The organism is Priestia endophytica DSM 13796 (genome assembly GCF_900115845.1).
In the GTDB taxonomy this organism is placed as follows: Bacteria; Bacillota; Bacilli; order Bacillales; family Bacillaceae_H; genus Bacillus_I; species Bacillus_I endophytica.
The window spans coordinates 518,179-539,597 of sequence record NZ_FOXX01000001.1; the positions used below are offsets into that span (position 1 = coordinate 518,179).

Below are 21,419 nucleotides of genomic sequence, written 5' to 3' on the forward strand. Positions count from 1 at the left end.
CTTAGGTAGTCTATAAATTCATAAGAAGCGGCATTATGATTTTTCATTTACATCATCAGAAAAAGTATCACGTAAAGAATCCATCTGTTTTAAGAAACGCTCAGATTTAAGCGTTAAACCAGATAATTCAGCATAGTACGTATCAATAATAAAAGCGAGCCTTTTTTTCGTTTCTTCTTTCAATGAAATACTTCCCAACCTTTTTAAGTCCATATAATAAAAAAGACGGAGCAGCTTAACAAGCATAGGCGTTAATTTAATATGATACGGATCGTGTTCATAGCAACGATGGCAAAGCAGTCCTCCCTCTTTTGTAGAAAATGCAAAAACGCCATCGCTTGCACCGCAAATAGCACACCTGTTTAGCTGTGGGGCAATCCCTAATACATCAAGCATTTTTAGTTTATAAATACAAAGAAGAACGTCTTTGTCATACCCTTCATCAATATATGTTAAAGTTTGAAAAAGCAGTTCAAATAAGAATGGATTGCTTTTTCTAGATTCTGTGGCCCGGTCCGTTAATTCAACAACGTAAGAAGCATACGCGGTTAAAAAGATATCTTCACGTATGCTTCGCATTGAGGCTATGATCTCTCCTTGACTAAGAGTTCCCATACCTGACCCTGATCCAGTTTGTATTAAAAAACTACCATAAGTAAATGGATGTGTAAGGGCTGACAAGCGACTGCTTGGCTTTTTAGCTCCTCTTGCCATAACCCCGATTTTCCCTAGTTCTCTTGTAAAAAGCGTTACAATTTTATTGCTTTCACCATAATGATTTGCACGAATGACAATACCTTCACATTTTTTTAACAATACGCTCACCTATTCGTTTATAGCACAAACGCTCTACAACATTGTTATATTATCATCCTCGGACAGTTCCGTCTGTGATGTGGGTTCTTCCACCTTCTTTTCCATTTCCTTAAAAAGAAGATAAGCGTCGATATTACCTGTATTTTCGAATACTTTCCAGGTAAGATTTAACATGAAATACCCCTCCTAATCATCGGCTTACAATTTCAAGTTGCTTAAGATTAGAATAGCCATTTCAAGAGTAAATCATGTAACACAAAATTTAGTAAATCCCCACTTAATATTCGTCGGCTCTAAATCCAAAATCTCTAAGATGTGTGGAACGATTGCGCCAGTCTTTTTGAACCTTTACCCAAAGCTCTAGAAATACTTTAGATCCTAATAAGTTCTCAATATCTACTCGAGCACGTTTTCCAATCTCTTTTAACATTTGCCCTTGTTTCCCAATGATAATCCCTTTTTGCGAAGATCTTTCAACAACAACTGTTGCGCTAACATAAACAGCATTTCCACCTTCACGTCGTTCAATTGCTTCAATCGCAACAGCAATTGAATGAGGAATTTCTTCACGTGTTAAATGAAGTGCCTTTTCACGAATAAGTTCGCTAATAATAAAACGCTCAGGATGGTCTGTTACCTGATCTGCTGGATAGTATTGAGGACCTTCTGGTACATAGCGCTTTACTTGTTCTAGCAATGTATCAACATTGTTTCCTTCCAATGCTGAAATTGGAATAATCTCTTTGAAATCGTAAAGTTCTTTATATTGTTCAATAAGGGGGAAGAGCTCGTCTGGATGAATTTGGTCAATTTTATTCATCACTAAAAAGACAGGAGTGTTTGTTTCCTTTAAACGCTCGATAATAAACTCATCGCCACGCCCAAAACCTTGTTCAACGTTCATCATAAATAAAACAAGGTCAACTTCACGAAGCGTATTTTGAGCCACTTTCATCATAAAGTCACCAAGTTTATGCTTTGGTTTATGAATTCCTGGCGTATCAATGAAAATGACTTGTGAATCGTTGTCTGTGTATACTCCTTGAATTTTGTTTCGGGTTGTTTGAGGTTTGTCACTCATAATCGCAATCTTTTGGCCAATTACTCTGTTTAAAAACGTTGATTTCCCTACATTTGGTCTACCGATAATTGACACGAAACCTGATTTAAACTTTTGTTCACTCATGTAAATCCTCCGCTGTAAATGCGCCCGGCAGCAGTTCGCTTACTGTCATTTCTGCTACGTCGCCTTTTAAATTCGTTAAATATACTTTCATATCGCTTGGACACAGTTCTGAGATAACTTGTCGACATGCGCCACAAGGGGAAACAGGACGATCTGTGTCTGCTACTACAGCAAGTGCTGTATATTGTTTATTCCCATCTGAATGCGCTTTAAACAGCGCCGTTCGCTCCGCACAGTTACACAAGCTATACGCTGCATTTTCAATGTTACATCCTTTGTATACATCACCGTTTTCTGTTAGCAAAGCAGCTCCAACTTTGAACTTTGAATACGGTGCATAAGCAAGTTCTCTTGCCTTCTTGGCTTCTTCCATCAACGCTATTTTATCCATATTCATTCCCCTATTCACTCAGTAGTAAGATAAATACTATCAAAAACTATCTTCTCTCACAACTTTAAATTCCTAGATATGGCCAAAAAATAATTATGCCAATGACCATAGCTCCTATTGCATACACAAGCACAGCTCCTGCAGCAATATCCTTTGCCTTTTTAGCAAGATGATGATAATCTCTTGTAACCAAATCGACTGTTTTCTCTATGGCTGTATTCATCATTTCTAAACTGAACATTCCCATAATCAAAAGAATAATTACAATCCACTCTATTTGTGTAATCTGGAAGTAGAAACCACTGCCCAAAGCTAAGACTCCCGCAAACGAGTGGATTTTAAGATGTAACTCACTTTGAAAAGAGGTCTTTATCCCTGAGAAAGCATAAGAGAAGCTTTTGAGAAACGAATGTTTATCGTGTAAGCCCATAGCGTTCTAAAATTTCTGTTTGTCTAGTGAACATCTCTTTCTCTTCTTCTTCTGTTTCATGATCATACCCTAATAAGTGTAAGAAACCATGCACAGCTAAAAACCCTAGCTCTCTCATAAAGGAATGACCATATTCTTCTGCTTGTTCCTCTGCTTTTGGAATCGAAATGATAATATCTCCTAAAGCTCGTGGTAAATCTTCACCAACAATTTCAAGCTCTCCTTCTCCCATTTCTTCCATAGCAAATGAGATTACATCTGTTGGCTTATCTTTCCCTCGATACTCTCTATTGATGTCTTGAATAGCGTCATTGTCTACAAATGTAAGTGATAGTTCTGCATTGCTTACTTCTTCCATTTGAGCTGCAAGCTTTAATAATCCGTGAATTTTTGTTTCTTGTTCTTCCGTTATGTTTCCTGTTTCGTCAATAAAATCAACTGCTAGAGTCATCTTCATTCTCCTTTTCTTTCTTCATATCCGGATACTCAATGCGCGAATGGAAAATACCATTCAATGTTTCACAAAGTGCTTTCGATACAGTTCCAAGCTCCCGTAGTGTTAAATCACATTCGTTCAACTGTCCGTCTTGAAGTCGATCTTTAATAATATTTGAAACTAAGTTTTCAATTTTTTCAGGAGTTGGATTTGACATCGATCTTACAGCAGCTTCAACGCTGTCCGCAATGCCAATAATTGCTGATTCTTTTGTTTGTGCTTTTGGACCTGGATAACGGTATTCGCACTCAGGTATTTCTTTTTCGCTTTTTTCTACTGCTTTGTAGTAGAAAAATTTAAGTAATGTTGTTCCGTGATGCTCCCGGGCAATATCTACAAATTCTCTTGGAAATTTGTGTTTCCGTAAAATGTCCGCTCCATCAACAGCATGGGCAATAATAATATTTTTACTAACCTCTGGAGGTAGTCGGTCATGTGGATTCTTGATGTTCATCTGATTTTCAATAAAATAGTGAGGACGCCTTGTTTTTCCAATATCATGATAATAAGATCCTACCCTTGCTAACAGTCCGTTTGCTCCTATTGCTTCACAAGCAGCTTCAGCTAAGTTTGCTACCATTACGCTATGATGGTACGTTCCTGGTGTTTCAGTCAAGATTTTTCTTAACAATGGATGATTCGGATTTGAAAGTTCAATAAGCTTGATGCTTGATAAAATACCAAATCCTGCTTCAAAAAAAGGTAGAATTCCGATTGTTAAGACTGAAGATATAATACCAGAAGAAACGGCCATCAAGCTATAATAACCAATCTCCATATTATCAATCTGACCATTTTTCAGAAATACAATCGCAAAAATCGCCACGATGTTCATAAAAGCTATAAATAAACCTGCTTGTAAAATTTGTGATCTCCGCTGTTGGTGATTGATAAATAAAATACCAGCTATAGAGCTAATAAGGAAATAAAGAGCCATTGGCATATTAAAAACGTTTGTAACTTCTTGATTAAAGATAATACTTCCACAAATAGCTACAACAATGCTTGAAATAACAGCTACCTTTTCATTTAAAAGAAGCCTTAATAAAAGTCCTCCTGTTGCGACAGGAGCTAAATAGCCAAGATCAGATATCTCTTGTTCCTGAAATAAACTAACAAGTTTTATAATTGTAATCGTAATCATCATTACGATTACGTAAAGAACAAGAGGCTGATACGTCTTTTGATGAAATTCTTTTAAATAATATACGATAGCACTAATCATGATAACAACAAGCAAGCCAAGCCCAACAAACGGTGGAATAAGATGCTTATTATCTAATAATCCAACAAGCTGTAGCTGATGATAAATATCAGAGGTAATAAGCTGACCTTCTTCAACAAGAATTTGGCCTTGCTTAATACGAACAGGGTCGATTTTTTCCACTGCTTCTTGACGATTTTCTTTTGTTTTGTTCGGATCATAAACTACATTAGGAACAACAGCAAATTCAGCAATAGCTCTCATCGCTTCTTTCACATTATCATCAACATTTGCATACATAAGCTGATTTGCTGTATCTTTGCGTTTATCGCTAATATCTTGAACAGTGACGCGATTTTTCATCGTCTGGTGGATAGCTGTAATAATGGTATCCTTAGCAGCTGAAAGCTGTTCTTTATCCGTTTTAACAAGCGTTTCAAATACATCTTCTGACAAGCCTCGAGAAGCTTCCTTTGGCATCGTCTCTTTGAGCTGACTTTTAACATCTACAATTTCTTCATCCGTAATTCCTTTGTTTTGTTTCTTGAAATCATCTACAGCGTTAAAAATGGCCTCTACAAGATCTATTCGATTTTGGGCATATTCCGTTTTTAACGTATATACATCTGCAACAGATTCCTTTGCTTCCTCACGCTTTTTTTCTGTACTCTCCTTGTCTTCTATGGTAATAGGGGAGTACACAGTTTGTTTTGAGATGGTGAATTTTCGTAAATCAAGCTCTTCTGGCTTTACGTTGTTATACATTATGGAAAATAGAAATACTCCTAACAAGGCGTACAGACCAATCTGGATGAATTTCAGTTTATTCAACTGTTCCATCATTTGTTTCCATAGCTTTAACACAACCTTGTTCCCCCTTTAAAGTAAAAACAAACGCTGTACTGTAACTTCATTATGTAAAAAAGACCCTATCCTTAGGGAAGGGTCTTAGCTGTGCTTGTCATAGGCTTCAATAATTTTCCCAACAAGCGGATGACGGACAACATCAGACTGTTCTAAGTATATAAAAGAGATGCCTTTGATGGAAGCTAAAAATGTTTTAGCTGCTTCAAGACCTGATGACTTTACTCCTTTTGGCAAGTCAACTTGAGAGATATCTCCTGTAATAACCATTTTAGAACCAAATCCTAAGCGAGTTAGAAACATCTTCATCTGTGCTTGTGTTGTATTTTGAGCTTCATCTAAAATAACAAACGCATCGTCAAGTGTTCTGCCGCGCATGTAAGCAAGAGGAGCAATTTCAATAACCCCACGTTCAATTAATCGACCTGTATGCTCTGTTCCTAATACATCGTGAAGAGCGTCATACAGCGGTCGTAAATAAGGGTCAACTTTCTCCTTAAGATCGCCAGGCAAAAACCCTAAACTTTCTCCAGCTTCAACAGCGGGTCTCGTTAAAATAATGCGTTTTACATGTCCATTTTTCAAAGCATTAACAGCCATTACAACGGCTAAATATGTTTTCCCCGTTCCGGCTGGTCCAATGCCAAATACAAGATCATTTCGCTTCATTGCTGAAATGTAGTGTCTTTGTCCAAGCGTTTTAACTCTTATTGGTTTTCCCTTTACATTACGAGCAATCTCTTCTTCATAAAGATCGACAAAAAATTCAAGCGATCCTTTTTTACCCATTTCAATGGCATATACAACATCTCTTTCTGAGATTGTTATATTCTTTCTAATTACGGCTAACAGTTTTTTTAGTACTTCTTCTACTACTTGTACTGCTTCCGCATCGCCTGAAACGCTCACCGTTTCACCGCGCGTCACAATAGACACATTCATTTCTTGTTCAATACGTCGTAAGTTTGCATCTTGAGTACCAAACAAAGCAACAGCTTCATTTGGATTATCAACCTGTAAATTCATCGTAACTAGCTGTTCTGCCATTCTTTAGTCTCCTTGAATAATTGGTTGTGTGCCAACAATGTTTTCTATTACTTGGTAATAAACCACTAATTTTACTTTACCATTGTCCGTCGTTTGGTGCAAAACATTTTCATCCACGATCTTAGCCTCTCCATCAACCTTGCTCAGTAAATCTTCACGAGCAATTTGGAGGCCCCGTTTCACAGCTTCTTTCTTTGTATATTGACGTGTTACTTTTTCGTTTTCCCGAATTACCTGTTTTTCATACTTTAAAGGTGTTTTCCAATTAAAAAAGTAGACGGGTTTTACAATTCTCTCCTTTTTCTTTGTTTTATAATCATCACCGAAAAAGCCCCAAAACGGTAGTTTGCCTCCAAACAAGCTCACTGAATGTTTTGTTTTGCTTTCTCCTGTCAATACTTCAAATTCTGTTTTGATTGGCACTTCTACGGTTGATTTATACCATACTTCACCAAGTATTTCCCCTTTGGCAGAGATGGCTTTGCTTTCTTTTTCATTTCCGATTATGCCTGAAACAAGAGTTTGTCCTTTTTCTACATGTTCATTCACTTCTACGATTGGTTGTCCTTTTTCAACAAACATATAGTTAATAATAGCTTTCTTTTTCGCAATAAGATTTTGAGGTGAAGATCCTTTTGATTCTTTTGGAGCCTTTTTTTCTACAACTTGAAAATGATACGAAGTTCCCCGTAGCTCAACTCCAATCCACGTAATATCTTCGATGCCGTCTGTGATCTTTTTTTGAAGGGTTTCAGGATCGTCAATTGTAAACTGACTTTTTCCTACTTTCACGCCAAGTTCGTCCAATTTCTTCATAATCTCATGCTCTGTTTTAGGGTTAGCCCCTTTTATCTCTATGCTCCACACCATGTTTGATAAAAAGAGGATGACAAATAAGCAAAGGAGTGTACCACATACAAACCCAACGTTTTTTAACAAACGTTTTTGCCAAAAAGGAGCACCCTCACTTTTAGTAAAGTGAATTTTGCAAGGGTGCTTGCGGATGATTGTACGAATTTTTGATAAATCTTTCAATAAAAAAGTGGCTCTTACTTCTCCTTCATTTTTAAACTGTACGTTAAGAACTGAAATATCTTGTCTTGTACAGTCATTCAAAAATCGCTCAATACCTTCACCAGTTAATTTTAAATGAATTTTTCCTACCCAAAAATGCAGCCATTGATTTTTCATGAAGAACCTCCTATTGATCAATATAAAGAACTTGATCGATCTTCCCTTCTACAATGATCTCTTCCGGTAAAATCGCTTTTATAACAAGATCTTCACCTCTTATGATAAGTTGGTTATGCTTTAAGAGGATCCGAATTTCTTTATCTGAAAACGCTAAGAGTCCTTTATGATTCTCTATGTAAATGTGAATATGGCCCACCATTGTAATACGCGCCAAATCCATCGTTACATCTTGGGGTAGTTCCATTTGTCGAGTCATCCATCTCTCCAAGTGCTGTCTCCATTTTTTAGGCATAAAAGAACCCCCTTTCATCTCATATTTATGAAAAAAGGGGGAAATTATCACCGTAAATTATGTTTTCGTTTTGCTCTTGGCTTACCTAATATTTCAGACCAAATCATTCCTTCAACAGCTTTCTTCCTCGAAAGCTCTATTTTAGGCTTTTTGCCTTTTGTTTTAGTGGAAAGAGTAGGCGCTTTCTCAACGCTTTTAAGAGCACTCTTGTAGCGTTCTTGTGCTTCACGAAGTCTTCTCTGCTGTTCTTCTCGTTCACGCTCAAAAGCGGAGTGTGTTTCTTCAACACGATGTGGGGGTGATACCTCTCTTTTCTGTTCTTCTTTCATTTCAACAGGTTGTCGTTCATGTCGCTCTCCCTGCTCTTCGGTTTTTCCAAGCGCCTTTTGAATAATTCCCCAAATAAAGCCAAGAACCGCAATCACAATGACAATATTACTTAACAGAAAGTCAATGAGTGTATCCACTTCTCCACCTCCATTCCATTATTACCATGACTATACTGTTTATTGATCTTCATCATCGTCTTTTGTTAATTTGCCAAATGAATCACGCATATCTGTGTCTGCGTCAATATTCTTAATGTTCATGTAATCCATCACACCAATGTTACCTGAACGAAGCGCTTCTGCCATTGCGAGTGGAACTTCCGCTTCTGCTTCAACAACTTTAGCACGCATTTCTTCTACACGTGCACGCATTTCTTGCTCTTGAGCAACGGCCATTGCACGACGCTCTTCTGCTTTGGCTTGTGCAATGTTTTTGTCTGCTTCAGCCTGATCTGTTTGCAGAACGGCCCCAATATTTTTCCCAATATCAATGTCTGCAATATCAATCGATAGAATTTCAAACGCTGTGCCTGAGTCAAGTCCTTTACTTAATACAGTTTGAGAAATCATGTCCGGATTTTCAAGCACCTTTTTATGATCTATTTGTGAACCAATTGTACTAACAATCCCCTCACCAACACGGGCGATCACTGTATCTTCTCCAGCTCCCCCAACAAGGCGATCAATATTTGCGCGAACCGTTATTCTTGCTTTTGCTTTTACTTCGATTCCATCCATCGCTACCCCTGCAATAAACGGCGTTTCAATAACTTTTGGATTAACGCTCATCTGTACAGCTTCAAGAACATCACGTCCAGCTAAGTCAATAGCTGCACAGCGTTCAAAGCTTAAATCAATGTTAGCACGGTGTGCAGCTATTAGCGCGTTAATGACGCGGTCAACGTTACCACCTGCTAAGTAGTGACTTTCAAGCTGATTAATCGTCACTTCTAGCCCAGCTTTTTTTGCTTTAATTAACGGATTCACAACGCGTGACGGAATAACGCGGCGAAGCCTCATTCCTACAAGAGTAAAAATACTCACTCTCACACCTGCGGCTAATGCTGAAATCCACAGCATTACTGGCACAAAGGTGAAGAAAACCCCTAGTAGAATAATCCCTAATCCAATTAAAATAAGTACGGTAATGTCCATCTTATTCCTCCTCTATTTCTTCTTTGATGGGTCTTACAACAATACGTGAGCCTTCTACCTTTATAATTTTTACTTTTATATCTAAACCAACGTAGCCTCCCTCTGTTACGACGTCTAGATATTCTTCATTTAAAAGAACGGTTCCAGACGGTCTGAGAGGCGTTGTTGTAATCCCTTGCTGTCCTATTAAATCTTTGCGATCCCGGCTTGAAATATAGCCTTTCTCAGTGCTTGTGGAATCACTTAACACAAGCTTTCGGAACCCATTTAATCTACGTTTAAAGAACTTCATTAATATAAATGCCCCCCCAATCGCTACAATAGCAGCAATCGCAATTGAAATAGCCATAAGCATGTAGCTTGTTGTAGCCATAAAAAAACTTGTAAATATTGCGCCTAAACCAATAATTCCAATGATGCCTCCAGGTAGAAAAACTTCTAAAAAGAGGAGAACAAGCCCAATAATAAAGAGAACGATTGTTTCAATTCCTGCAAATCCGGCAATCATATGACCAAAGAAAAACAATAGAAGCGATAAAATCCCTACAAATCCAGCTAATCCAAATGTTGGCGTAAAAAGCTCAATAATAAGGGCTAAACTCCCTATTGAAAGTAAAATAGGTACAACAATTGGATTTGTTACAAAGCGAGCAATCTTTTCGGAAACGGACTCATCAACTGCCGTAATAGAAGCATCACTATAACCAAGCTTTTCTAGTAAACTGTCTAAATTCTCTTCTGTTCCTTTTGAATAGCCAACTTCGAGTGCGTTCTTAGCTGTTAATGTTAACAATTTATCTTCCCCTGCTCCATACTCAGATACATTCACAGATTCATCCGCCATTGCTAACGCATATTTTGAATCAACTCCATAGCTGTTTGCAGCAGATTCCATTGCAGCGTTCCATCGTGATTGTGCTTTCTTACCTGCTGTATTTCCATCCATCGTAATAGGTGCAGCGGCCCCCATAACAGCGGATTTTGTCATATAAATTTCATCTGTGTTTAACGCAATGTAGGCTCCTGCCGAAAGGGCCTCATTATCTACAAATGTGACGATTGGAATTTTTTCGTTAGAAAAGCGCTTTCCAATATCAATAGCACTATCAACCGCTCCTCCAGGTGTGTCCATTTTGATAACAATTAAATCAGCTTCAGCCTTCTCTGCTTCATGAAATCCTCTATTTAAAAATTTATACATTCCTTTTCCAACTTCGTTTTCAAGTGGAATAACGTATACTTTCTTTGAAGCCCCTTGCGATTGACTTGTAAAAGAAAAGAAAGAAAGAACAGAGACAATAATGGTGAAAAATAATAGGGCTTTTCTCTTCAAATGCTCACCTCCCTTTTTACCATTATATCTTCTAGATATCTTTATATACGAATGAACATTGTTTAGGTTCCCACTTTTCTAAATTTATTTTCACATATGAAAAAAGCATCTTACATAGTGTAAGATGCTTTTATGAAAGATGCTCACGAACGAGCTTATTTACTAGTGATCCGTCTGCTTTGCCCTTTACTTTCGGCATTACAGCGCTCATTACTTTTCCCATATCTGATTTAGAAGAAGCTTGTACGTCAGCAATTGCTTTTTTCACAATTTCAACCACTTCTTCTTCAGTTAACTGTTCAGGCATATACTGCTTTAAAATAGCAAGCTCGTGGTTTATTTTCTCAACCAGGTCGCCCCGACCTGCCTGTTCGAATTCATGGAGGGATTCTTTACGTTGCTTTACCTCACGAGAAAGAATGGTTAACTCATCATCTTCTGTTAAAGGTAACCCACTGTTAATGCTCTCATTTTGAAGAGCTGCTTTGGTCATGCGAATAACAGAGAGTTTTTGCTTGTCTTTATCTCTCATCGCCTGTTTCATATCATCATTTAAACGATCGAGAAGACTCATAAATACACCCTCTTTTAAAATTTACGTTTACGTGCTGCTTCAGACTTTTTCTTGCGTTTTACGCTAGGCTTTTCATAGAATTCACGCTTACGTGCTTCTTGCAAAGTACCAGTTTTTGATACTTGACGTTTAAAGCGTCGAAGAGCATCTTCAAGCGATTCGTTTTTACGAACGGTCGTTTTTGACATTCTATTTCCCTCCCTCCGAACAAACCACTACCATCGATTAATTACATGTGAAAAAACATGTCTTTTGCAATTATAATACAAATGATTTTAAAGGTCAACTGTATTCGCATATAAGTTGAATGAGAAAATAACGTCTTTTCTGTCCTAAAAAGTTGGCATAGAAAAACATCTCTTTTCACTATAATGAGAAGAGGTGAAATTTATGATTGAAGTGCTTTCTTTTTTCGCTGTCTTTTTGACAATTTTTCTTTTTGGAATGCTCCTTTTAAAGATAGGACTTCAAAATTTTGAGAACCAACCTTTAAGAAATCAGCTTTCCTTTCTTACAAAAACATCTGTACACAGTTTCCTTACAGGGATACTTATCACATTTATTACTCAAAGCAGTTCTGTTGTTATAATCATTGCCATTGTGCTTGTTTCAGCTAGATTTCTCACCCTTCATAAAGCACTATCTGTTACACTAGGAGCAAACATTGGAGCTTGGATTCCTAGCTTCGTTTTCTTCCCTGTTTCAAATTTGGTGTTACCACTTTTACTTCTCGGTACACTTCTTATTATGTTATCATCTCGAAAAAGTTTTTCAATTGGTGTTATTCTTTTTGGACTTGGATGTTTAACAGTCTCTCTAAATGGATGCAAGGAGCTTTCACATACCCTTTTCCCCCTTACTTTTGTACAAGACTCTATGAATGCTTTGTCATCAAACGAACTTCTTGGTTCAATTATTGGAGTATTATTAGGAGGAATTATTCAGTCCCATACATTTCTATTTGAAATTGTGCTGGAGGCTATTAAAGAACAAGCCTTATCTTTTAAATCTTCTCTTTTTCTGCTTTGGGGAATCAGTATTGGCACCTCTCTCTTTCCTTTAGTAGCAAGTATTGGGAGCAATAAAGAAGGAAAGTTTTTAGCTTTATTTTATATACTAATCAACACTTTAGGAACAAGTATCTTTCTTCCGCTATTCTATGCATTTCATCACGTACTCTCGATGCTATTTTTCACAGAAGAAGAATTGTTACGCTTATTTTTCTTAGGTTCTCACATCTTTTTAGCAGCTGTATTTCTTCCACTCCTACAATTGATTATTCATGTTAAAGAGAAAAAAAGACCTTACCGCCCAACATAAAAAAGGAGGTACGGCATAAGCCGCTCCTCCTTAATAATCAGTATCTGCTGTATAGCCGTTTACAATAGCAATGCCTGAGCTTGCACCAATACGAGTAGCTCCTGCTTCAATTACTGCTTTTGCTCCTTCTGCGTTACGTACGCCCCCAGATGCTTTCACACCAACGTCTGGTCCAACTGTTTTGCGCATTAATGCTACGTCTTCTACAGTTGCTCCGCCTGTTGAGAATCCTGTTGATGTCTTCACATAGTCCGCTCCTGCTTCAACTGCAAGTTTGCATGCACGAATTTTTTCGTCCTCTGTTAATAGACAAGTTTCAATAATGACTTTTACAAGAACACCTTTTGATGCTTCAACAACTGCTTGAATATCACGCTTTACTTCTTGATCATTTCCATCTTTAAGAGCTCCAATGTTAATGACCATATCAACTTCTGTTGCTCCATTTGAGATAGCATTTTGGGCTTCAAACGCTTTCACTTCAGGCGTGTTTGCTCCAAGTGGAAAACCAATAACTGTACATACTTTTACATCTGTTCCTTCTAATAGAGAAGAAGATAAACTTACCCATGTTGGGTTAACACATACAGAAGCAAAATGATGTTCTTTTGCTTCCTCACAAAGCTTTTCAATTTCCTCTTTTTTAGCATCTGCTTTTAGCAGTGTATGATCAATCATTTTAGCGATCTCTTTTGACATAATATTTGCTCCTTTCAAAGCACCTTATAGTTGTCCGTACCTGTTGATTCTATCATTTTCTTCCCAAAAAAACGAGTCGAATTCAATATTTACGAAAAGAAAACTCTGTATCCAGAATATGGACACAGAGTTTTTATTATGAGCTTAGTTTTATATGTTCAGAAGTAAGCGTATCTTCTACAACACGAAGGAATTGTCCTTCATTATATGGATATCCTGATTTCGTAATCTTTATACGAACGAGTTTACCAATCATATCTTCTGTTGCTTGGAATTTCACTTTCAAATAGTTATCAGTATAGCCAATGAAAAGGCCGCTTTCTGGGTTTTCCTTATCCACTTCTTCTGGAATAACTTCCAACACTTCACCTTCATAGTTTGAAGCATATTCTTTTGCTAGCTGATCTGAAAGTTCAATAAGGCGATGAACCCGTTCATTTTTAACTTCTTCATCAATTTGATCTTCCATACGAGCTGCTGGTGTTCCCGTACGTTTTGAATATGGGAAAACATGAAGCTCAGAGAAGTTGTAGTCTTTAATAAAATTATAAGTTTCCATAAATTCTTCTTCTGTTTCACCAGGGAAGCCAACGATAACGTCAGAAGTAATGGCAACGCCAGGAAGAGCTTCACGAAGACGATCAAGTCTCTCACCGAAGAATTCCATTGTATATTTACGACGCATTCTTTTTAAAACAGTGTTAGATCCTGACTGAAGAGGCACATGTAAGTGACGAACAACAATGTTAGAGTTGTTTAAAACGTCAATTACTTCATCTGTAATCTGACTAGCTTCAATAGATGAAATACGAATTCTCTTTAATCCAGCTACTCTCGCTTCTAAATCACGAAGCAGAGCTGCAAGATTATAATCTTTCATATCTTCACCATATCCACCTGTATGAATACCTGTTAACACAATCTCTTTATAACCTGCATCAACAAGCTGCTGCGCTTGACGAATGACTTCTTCTGGATCACGAGAACGCATAAGACCACGAGCCCAAGGGATGATGCAGAACGTACAGAAGTTATTACATCCTTCTTGGATTTTTAAGGACGCACGCGTACGGTCAGTGAAAGCCGGTACGTCTAGCTCTTCATACACACGGTTTCTCATAATATTTGTTACACCGTTAATTGGCTGGCGCTCTTTTTTATATTGTTCAATGTACTCAAGCATTTTAATACGATCTTGTGTTCCAACAACAATATCAACACCAGGAATAGCCATAATTTCTGCTGGTGATGTTTGCGCATAGCATCCTGTTACACAAATAACTGCGTCAGGATTTTTACGAATGGCACGACGAATAACTTGGCGACTCTTTTTGTCTCCAGTATTCGTCACAGTACAGGTATTGATAACATATACATCTGATGTTTGCTCGTATTCAACGCGCTCATATCCGTTATTTTGGAAAAGCTGCCAAATTGCTTCTGTTTCGTAATGGTTTACTTTACAACCTAATGTATGGAATGCCACTTTTGGCATTGTAATCACCTCATTAATTCAGTCTCGTAGGAAACAGCAGAAAGTGCATAAAAAGGGGCTGTTTCTGTACGTAATATTCTTGGTCCAAAGCTGCATGGAACAAAGTTAGCTTGCCTTAACTTTTCCACTTCTTCCTCTGTTAGACCTCCCTCAGGCCCAACAACAATAATAATTGAATCGCCCTTTTGAAGACGTGACAAAATGGAGGCAAAATTAGCTTTCTCACCACGTTTTGCTTCTTCTTCATACGCGACAATTTTATGTGTATACGTTTCACTAACCTCTATAAGCTTATTCAATGAGCATGGTTCAACAACACTTGGGACAACAGTACGATGTGACTGTTCTGCTGCTTCTTTTGCAATCTTTTTGAAACGCTCTACTTTTTTAGAAGCTTTCTTACTATCCCATTTAACAATTGAACGAGCAGCAATGAAAGGGATAAACTCGGCTGCTCCAAGCTCGGTTCCCTTTTGGATAACAAGCTCAAGCTTATCCCCTTTAGGCAGCCCGTTCGCAATTGTTACGGAAACAGGAAGCTCTTTTTCTTCTTCCTGCCACTCTTCTACCTCTAAAAGAACACAATCATTTGCTATCTCTGTAATCATGCTTAGCGCTGTTTTGCCTTCCTTCGTACAGCAAAGCACTTTATCACCGCTTGTCATTCTCATCACTTTTACAATATGACGAGCATCTTCTCCACAAATCTCAATTTTATTATCAACGTGTTTTTCTACGAAATATCGCTGCATATTTACACCACTTACTGTTCTTTCTTCGCAATAATCGCTACCCAGTCTTCCATAACCATAACTTCTTCAATAAGGAAGCCTGCTTTTGTTAATGCTTCTTTCACTTCTTCTTTCTTGGTCATAATAATACCTGATGTAATAAACGTACCGCCATTTTTCACAAGCTTATAAGCATCGTCAACAAAACGAACGATAATTTCAGCTAAAATATTGGCCACAATAATATCAGCTTGTCCTTCCACATCGTTCAGTAAGTTGTTTTGACCAACTGTTACGACTTCATTCACACTGTTTAGCTCAATGTTTTCACGCGCTGATTTTACCGCTACTTCATCTAAATCATACGCTCGCACATGTGAAGCTTCAAGAAGGGCTGCTCCAATACTTAATACACCAGAACCTGTTCCAACATCAATTACCGTATCACCTTTTTGAACTGTTGCTTCAAGTGCTTGAAGAGACATAACTGTTGTTGGATGTGTTCCAGTTCCAAAAGCCATCCCTGGATCCAATTCAATAATAAGTTCATCTGTACTTACTGGCTCATAGTCTTCCCACGTTGGCACAATAGTAAAACGCTGTGAGATTTTGACCGGGTGATAATACTTTTTCCAAGCTGTTGCCCACTCTTCTTCATGAACTTCACTAATTGTCACTTTATTTAGACCAAGATCAAAATTATAGGATAAAAGACCGTTAATAGACTCTTTAATGCCATCTACTGTCTCAGGAAGAAAACTATTTAGAGGTAAATAGGCTTTTACAATAACCCCATCATCTGGATAATCTTCAGAATTGAGTTGGTAGATTTCACCAAAAGTTGTATCATACTCCTTCACTAAATCCGTAGGGTCTTCAATTACGACCCCACTTGCACCTGCTTCATGTAAAATATTCGAAATCGGTTCAATTGCTTCATTCGTTGTATGAATACAAATTTCAGACCATTTCATATCTACCAACTCCATTCTATTCTAAATTCTCTTTTATTTTTATATTATTCACCTTTGAACGCGCGTTTCACACGGTCAAAGAATGAATTTTCATGTTCATCAACTGCTTCGCCACTCTCTTCAGCAAAATCGCGGAGAAGCTCTTTTTGCTTTTCAGACAATTTTGTTGGCGTAATAACACGAATAACAACATGTTGATCTCCTTGGCCATAGCCGCGCACATTAGGCACACCTTTACCACGGAGTCGGAAGTTCGTACCTGTTTGGGTTCCTGCTGGTACTTTAAGTTTTACTTTTCCATGCAGTGTTGGTACTTCTACCTCATCACCAAGTGCTGCTTGTGAAAATGTGATTGGCATTTCACAATAAATGTCGTCTCCCTCGCGCTCGAAAAATTCATGTGCACGAATTGAGAATACAACAAATAAATCTCCTGGAGGGCCACCGTTCACCCCTGGTTCACCTTGACCTGCAACACGCAGCTGCTGACCATCATCAACGCCTGCTGGAATTTTCACGCTGATCTTCTTCTGTTTTTTAACTTTTCCTGCTCCATGACATGTTGAACATTTATCACGAATAATTTTTCCGCTGCCATTACAATGATGACAAACACGACGGTTAACAATACGACCAAATGGTGTATTTTGTTCAACATTTAACTGACCGCTTCCGTTACAGTGTGAGCATGTGTCAACTTTCGATCCTGATTTAGCACCGCTTCCATCACATGTGTCACACGTTTCCTCACGTGGAATCTCAATTGTTGTATCTTTTCCAAATGCCGCTTCTTCAAAAGAAAGCGTCATTGTATATTGTAAATCTGCTCCTTGTCGAGGGGCGTTTGGATCACGACGTCTGCCGCCACCGCCACCGAAAAACGAGCTAAAAATATCCTCAAAGCCGAACCCGCCGCCGAAGTCTCCTCCGCCGCCAAATCCACCTTGGTTTGGATCTGTATGGCCGAATTGATCATAGTGGGCACGCTTCTGATCATCACTTAACACTTCGTAAGCTTCTTTAATTTCCTTAAATTTTTCAGGTGCATCCGCATCTTTGTTAATGTCCGGATGATACTTTTTTGAGAGCTTACGATACGATTTTTTAATTTCATCTTTGGTAGCAGATTTCCCTACTCCAAGTACTTCATAATAATCTCTTTTACTCATTCGTTCTCACTCCCGATTCTTCACATAGAGGTAATTGTATCACCAAAACAAACATAGTGGCAACATTAAAAAAACCTCTTTCGTGATGATTAAATGGTTCCTTTTGTTTTGATTTCTTATCTCAAAAAAAAAGCCAAAGTCAAGGCAAGCCTGACTTTGACTTTTCAATCACACTCTTATTTGCTTTCTTTGTCGTCTTTTACTTCTTCATACTCAGCGTCAACAACGTTGTCATCTCCATTTGAAGAAGCTTCGCCGCCAGCTTGCTGCTGTGCTTGTTGTGCTTGCTCATAAAGCTTCATTGTTAAAGCTTGAACGATTTCTTGAAGTTCATCTTTCTTCGCTTTGATTTCTTCAAGTTCGTTTTTCTCAATTGCAGCTTTTAGAGCGTCTTTTGCTTCATTAGCTTTCGTTACTTCAGCTTCATCAACTTTACCTTCAAGATCTTTTAACGTTTTCTCAGTTGTGAAAACAAGTTGATCTGCTTCATTACGTAATTCAATTTCTTCTTTACGTTTTGCATCAGCATCCGCATTTTCTTCTGCTTCTTTTACCATGCGTTCTACTTCTTCATCAGAAAGACCTGAAGAAGACTTGATTGTGATGTTTTGTTCTTTACCTGTACCAAGGTCTTTTGCACTTACGTTTACGATACCGTTCTTATCAATATCAAATGATACTTCAATTTGTGGTACTCCGCGTGGTGCTGCTGGAATGTCTGATAATTGGAAACGACCTAATGTTTTGTTGTCAGCAGACATTGGACGCTCACCTTGTAGTACGTGGATATCTACAGCTGTTTGGTTATCAGCAGCTGTTGAGAACACTTGTGATTTGCTTGTTGGAATCGTTGTATTACGCTCAATAAGTTTTGTGAACACGCCACCCATTGTTTCAATTCCCAGTGAAAGTGGTGTTACGTCAAGTAAAACAACGTCTTTAACATCACCTGTTAAAACTCCACCTTGAACAGCTGCACCAAGTGCTACAACCTCGTCAGGGTTTACGCCTTTATGTGGCTCTTGACCAACTTCTTTTTGAATTGCTTCTTGAACAGCTGGGATACGAGTTGAACCACCAACAAGAATAACTTTATTAATTTCATTTTTTGTAACGCCAGCATCTTTAATTGCTTGACGAACAGGACCCATTGTTTTCTCTACAAGGTGTGCTGAAAGCTCTTCGAACTTAGCGCGGCTTAATGTAAGCTCTAAGTGAAGTGGACCTGCTTCTCCAGCTGTGATGAATGGTAGAGAAATTTGTGTTGAAGATACACCTGAAAGATCTTTTTTCGCTTTTTCTGCAGCGTCTTTTAGACGTTGTAGAGCCATTTTATCTTTAGAAAGGTCAATACCGTTCTCTTTTTTGAATTCTTCTACTAAATGATCAATGATTACTTGGTCAAAGTCATCTCCACCAAGACGGTTGTCACCCGCTGTTGAACGTACTTCGAAAACGCCATCTCCTAGTTCAAGAATCGATACGTCAAAAGTACCGCCACCAAGGTCATATACTAAAACAGTTTGATCTTCGTCTGTTTTTTCTAAACCGTAAGAAAGAGCTGCTGCTGTTGGCTCGTTGATGATACGCTCAACTTCAAGTCCAGCAATTTTACCAGCGTCTTTTGTTGCTTGACGCTCTGCATCGTTAAAATAAGCAGGTACTGTGATAACAGCTTTTGTTACAGGCTCGCCAAGATAGTCTTCTGCATATGATTTTAAATACTGAAGAATAACAGCTGAAAGCTCTTGTGGAGTATATTCTTTTCCTTCTACTTCCACTTTATGATCTGTACCCATATGACGTTTGATTGAGATGATTGTGTTAGGGTTTGTAATTGCTTGACGTTTTGCAACTTCCCCTACTTGACGCTCACCATTTTTAAACGCGATAACAGATGGAGTCGTACGTCCACCTTCTGGGTTAGGGATTACTTTTGGTTCCCCACCTTCTAATACTGCAACACATGAGTTTGTAGTTCCTAAGTCAATACCAATAATCTTACTCACTTAAGATTCCCTCCTTGAAATATGTAAGTTTTTATTCGTTTACTTTTACCATTGCAGGTCGAATGATACGATCTTTCAATTTGTATCCTTTTTGTAGTTCTTCTACTACAACGTTTGAATCAAAAGAATCATCCGAAACTTGCATAATTGCTTGATGCTGATATGGATCAAATGGTTGCCCAACAGCCTCAATTGCCTCTACGCCTTCTTTCTTCAGCGCTTCAACAAGCTGATTGTACACCATTGTCATTCCTTTTAGAATAGACTGTGTTTGCTCATCGTCTGTTTCAACGCTAAGCGCTCTGTCAAAGTTATCAAGAGCAGGTAAAATATCTTCTGCTAAACTTTGAGCACGATACTTACGCTCTGCCTCTAGATCAAGCTTAGCACGACGACGTGAGTTATCGAAGTCAGCTTGTAGACGAAGATAGCGATTTTCTTGCTCTTCAAGCTTACGTTTAAGCTCTTCAATTTCGCTTTCTTCAGCTTCTTGTTCTTCAATGCCCTCTTCCTGTCCTTCAACAGGCTGAGATTCGTTTGCTTCAGGTTCAATATCCTCTTGTACTTCATCTTTAGCTTCTACTTCTTCATTGATTACGTTTTTTTCGTTTGACATGCCTGTTCACCTCCCTCTAATGGCTAAAATAACTTTTATCAATATTTCCCTTGTTACTCTTTTTGATACAAATGTGTTAATACTTTAGAAAGGTCACTTGTAATAAGCTGTAACAAGCTAATAATACGTCCATACGGCATTCTTGTTGGCCCTAAGATAGCAATTGTGCCAAACTGCTGAGCTTTTATAGAATACGTTGCAGTAATTAAACTGCATTCATCCATTTGCGCCATATTAATCTCACGGCCTATTTTCACCTGAATCCCTGCTTCATCTGTGTGAAGCAAAGGATAAAATGGATCTCCTTTTTCCATCACTTCAAGCAGAGAACGCATTTTAGACACATCGTGAAATTCAGGCTGTGTTAAAATATTAGTTTTGCCCCCAATGTAAATCTTTTGAGAACTTGGAAACGTTAAAATACCATCAAGCATTTCGATTGTTTCTTCGTAGTTTTCCAAGTGCGATTTTAACAGAGTAGCAACTTCTTTGTAAATCTTATCATGCAATTCACTAATTGGAACATCAACAAGCCGTTCATTTAAAATATTTACCATCTTTTCTAAATCGCTTGAGCGAACAGCAGAAGGCAATGTAATAGTTTTACTTTCTACATATCCTGTATCCGTTACAATAATTGCAACAGCCATCCCTTCTGAAAGAGGTAAAATTTGGAGTTGACGTACTTTGTGACTCACTGCACTAGGTCCTAAAGCAATGGACGTTAAATTCGTCATTTCTGAAAGAATTGTTGCTGTATTTTGAACTACTTTTTCAAGTTCAAAAACTTGCTCAGCAAAAAGCGATTTAACAACTTTCATCTCTGATCCTGTTAAAAGCTGTGGAGACAGCAGATGATCAACATAATAGCGATAGCCCTTCTCACTTGGAACACGCCCAGATGAGCTGTGGGTCTTTTCAATAAATCCAAGCTCCTCTAAGTCAGCCATTTCATTACGAATTGTTGCAGAACTAAATTGAATGGTATCTTTCTTAGAAAGAGTTCTTGATCCAATTGGCTGAGCAGACTGAACAAAGTCATCAACAATTGCTTGTAGAATCAATAATTGACGCATTGTAAGCACTTGACATCAC

Annotated in this window: 24 protein-coding genes; 1 reads left to right on the forward strand and 23 read right to left on the reverse strand. The window is 38.1% G+C overall.

Annotation, left to right across the window (positions count from 1 at the left end; genetic code table 11):
• Nucleotides 1-33 precede the first annotated feature (33 nt).
• From recO to rpsU, 15 genes are all read right to left on the reverse strand, one after another.
• A complete protein-coding gene (gene recO / locus BM012_RS02665) occupies nucleotides 34-816 on the reverse strand; it encodes a DNA repair protein RecO (protein ID WP_061802017.1) in 783 nt (260 codons plus the stop codon).
• A gap of 33 nt (nucleotides 817-849) precedes the next feature.
• Nucleotides 850-990 carry a YqzL family protein gene (locus BM012_RS02670; RefSeq protein WP_019391444.1) on the reverse strand — a complete coding sequence of 47 codons (141 nt, stop codon included), beginning with the start codon at nucleotides 988-990 and terminating at the stop codon, nucleotides 850-852.
• 103 nt (nucleotides 991-1,093) lie between these two features.
• Complete coding sequence (gene era, locus BM012_RS02675; RefSeq protein WP_061802018.1) at nucleotides 1,094-2,002, reverse strand: GTPase Era; 909 nt, start codon at nucleotides 2,000-2,002, stop codon at nucleotides 1,094-1,096.
• On the reverse strand, nucleotides 1,995-2,393 hold the full coding sequence (locus BM012_RS02680) for a cytidine deaminase (protein ID WP_061802019.1): 399 nt from the start codon (nucleotides 2,391-2,393) through the stop codon (nucleotides 1,995-1,997). The genes era and BM012_RS02680 overlap by 8 nt, the downstream gene beginning before the upstream one ends.
• Before the next feature lie 64 nt (nucleotides 2,394-2,457).
• Nucleotides 2,458-2,823: a diacylglycerol kinase family protein gene (locus BM012_RS02685; RefSeq protein WP_061802020.1), complete on the reverse strand. Its 366-nt coding sequence runs from the start codon at nucleotides 2,821-2,823 to the stop codon at nucleotides 2,458-2,460.
• Entirely contained in the window at nucleotides 2,807-3,274 is a 468-nt protein-coding gene (ybeY, locus tag BM012_RS02690) for an rRNA maturation RNase YbeY (RefSeq protein ID WP_061802021.1), read from the reverse strand. The genes BM012_RS02685 and ybeY overlap by 17 nt, the downstream gene beginning before the upstream one ends.
• Nucleotides 3,258-5,366, reverse strand: coding sequence for an HD family phosphohydrolase (locus BM012_RS02695; protein ID WP_082802469.1), 2,109 nt, complete (start codon nucleotides 5,364-5,366; stop codon nucleotides 3,258-3,260). The genes ybeY and BM012_RS02695 overlap by 17 nt, the downstream gene beginning before the upstream one ends.
• Before the next feature lie 105 nt (nucleotides 5,367-5,471).
• The gene (locus tag BM012_RS02700; protein WP_061802023.1) at nucleotides 5,472-6,434 is read right to left on the reverse strand and encodes a PhoH family protein; all 963 of its coding nucleotides are present in this window, start codon (nucleotides 6,432-6,434) and stop codon (nucleotides 5,472-5,474) included.
• A gap of 3 nt (nucleotides 6,435-6,437) precedes the next feature.
• On the reverse strand, nucleotides 6,438-7,625 hold the full coding sequence (yqfD, locus tag BM012_RS02705) for a sporulation protein YqfD (protein WP_061802024.1): 1,188 nt from the start codon (nucleotides 7,623-7,625) through the stop codon (nucleotides 6,438-6,440).
• A 10-nt stretch (nucleotides 7,626-7,635) separates the two neighbouring features.
• Nucleotides 7,636-7,920 (reverse strand): sporulation protein YqfC, encoded by a 285-nt coding sequence (gene yqfC / locus BM012_RS02710; protein ID WP_019391436.1) that lies wholly within the window; start codon nucleotides 7,918-7,920, stop codon nucleotides 7,636-7,638.
• Nucleotides 7,921-7,967: 47 nt separating this feature from the next.
• Nucleotides 7,968-8,387, reverse strand: a complete 420-nt coding sequence (locus BM012_RS02715; RefSeq protein ID WP_061802025.1) for a hypothetical protein — start codon at nucleotides 8,385-8,387, stop codon at nucleotides 7,968-7,970.
• Between the two features lie 39 nt (nucleotides 8,388-8,426).
• A complete protein-coding gene (floA, locus tag BM012_RS02720; RefSeq protein WP_061802026.1) occupies nucleotides 8,427-9,404 on the reverse strand; it encodes a flotillin-like protein FloA in 978 nt (325 codons plus the stop codon).
• A 1-nt stretch (nucleotide 9,405) separates the two neighbouring features.
• Nucleotides 9,406-10,737: an NfeD family protein gene (locus BM012_RS02725; RefSeq protein WP_061802027.1), complete on the reverse strand. Its 1,332-nt coding sequence runs from the start codon at nucleotides 10,735-10,737 to the stop codon at nucleotides 9,406-9,408.
• Nucleotides 10,738-10,867: 130 nt separating this feature from the next.
• Entirely contained in the window at nucleotides 10,868-11,311 is a 444-nt protein-coding gene (locus BM012_RS02730; protein ID WP_061802028.1) for a GatB/YqeY domain-containing protein, read from the reverse strand.
• 14 nt (nucleotides 11,312-11,325) lie between these two features.
• Nucleotides 11,326-11,499: a 30S ribosomal protein S21 gene (gene rpsU, locus BM012_RS02735; protein WP_061802029.1), complete on the reverse strand. Its 174-nt coding sequence runs from the start codon at nucleotides 11,497-11,499 to the stop codon at nucleotides 11,326-11,328.
• 202 nt (nucleotides 11,500-11,701) lie between these two features.
• Here rpsU and BM012_RS02740 point away from each other — a divergent pair, with 202 nt between their 5' ends.
• Entirely contained in the window at nucleotides 11,702-12,631 is a 930-nt protein-coding gene (locus BM012_RS02740; RefSeq protein ID WP_061802030.1) for a Na/Pi symporter, read from the forward strand.
• A gap of 30 nt (nucleotides 12,632-12,661) precedes the next feature.
• On the opposite strand, the gene deoC is transcribed toward BM012_RS02740, so the two are convergent.
• The 8 genes from deoC to hrcA form a co-directional block, all read right to left on the reverse strand.
• Nucleotides 12,662-13,330: a deoxyribose-phosphate aldolase gene (gene deoC / locus BM012_RS02745; RefSeq protein WP_019391429.1), complete on the reverse strand. Its 669-nt coding sequence runs from the start codon at nucleotides 13,328-13,330 to the stop codon at nucleotides 12,662-12,664.
• A 136-nt stretch (nucleotides 13,331-13,466) separates the two neighbouring features.
• Nucleotides 13,467-14,825, reverse strand: coding sequence for a tRNA (N(6)-L-threonylcarbamoyladenosine(37)-C(2))-methylthiotransferase MtaB (gene mtaB / locus BM012_RS02750; protein ID WP_061802031.1), 1,359 nt, complete (start codon nucleotides 14,823-14,825; stop codon nucleotides 13,467-13,469).
• Nucleotides 14,826-14,830: 5 nt separating this feature from the next.
• The gene (locus tag BM012_RS02755) at nucleotides 14,831-15,577 is read right to left on the reverse strand and encodes a 16S rRNA (uracil(1498)-N(3))-methyltransferase (protein ID WP_019391427.1); all 747 of its coding nucleotides are present in this window, start codon (nucleotides 15,575-15,577) and stop codon (nucleotides 14,831-14,833) included.
• Between the two features lie 11 nt (nucleotides 15,578-15,588).
• On the reverse strand, nucleotides 15,589-16,530 hold the full coding sequence (gene prmA / locus BM012_RS02760) for a 50S ribosomal protein L11 methyltransferase (protein WP_061802032.1): 942 nt from the start codon (nucleotides 16,528-16,530) through the stop codon (nucleotides 15,589-15,591).
• 44 nt (nucleotides 16,531-16,574) lie between these two features.
• Nucleotides 16,575-17,699: a molecular chaperone DnaJ gene (gene dnaJ / locus BM012_RS02765; protein ID WP_061802033.1), complete on the reverse strand. Its 1,125-nt coding sequence runs from the start codon at nucleotides 17,697-17,699 to the stop codon at nucleotides 16,575-16,577.
• A gap of 176 nt (nucleotides 17,700-17,875) precedes the next feature.
• Nucleotides 17,876-19,708, reverse strand: a complete 1,833-nt coding sequence (dnaK, locus tag BM012_RS02770; RefSeq protein ID WP_061802034.1) for a molecular chaperone DnaK — start codon at nucleotides 19,706-19,708, stop codon at nucleotides 17,876-17,878.
• Nucleotides 19,709-19,739: 31 nt separating this feature from the next.
• Nucleotides 19,740-20,324, reverse strand: a complete 585-nt coding sequence (grpE, locus tag BM012_RS02775; RefSeq protein ID WP_061802035.1) for a nucleotide exchange factor GrpE — start codon at nucleotides 20,322-20,324, stop codon at nucleotides 19,740-19,742.
• A gap of 53 nt (nucleotides 20,325-20,377) precedes the next feature.
• Nucleotides 20,378-21,409 (reverse strand): heat-inducible transcriptional repressor HrcA, encoded by a 1,032-nt coding sequence (hrcA, locus tag BM012_RS02780; RefSeq protein ID WP_061802036.1) that lies wholly within the window; start codon nucleotides 21,407-21,409, stop codon nucleotides 20,378-20,380.
• Nucleotides 21,410-21,419: the final 10 nt, after the last annotated feature.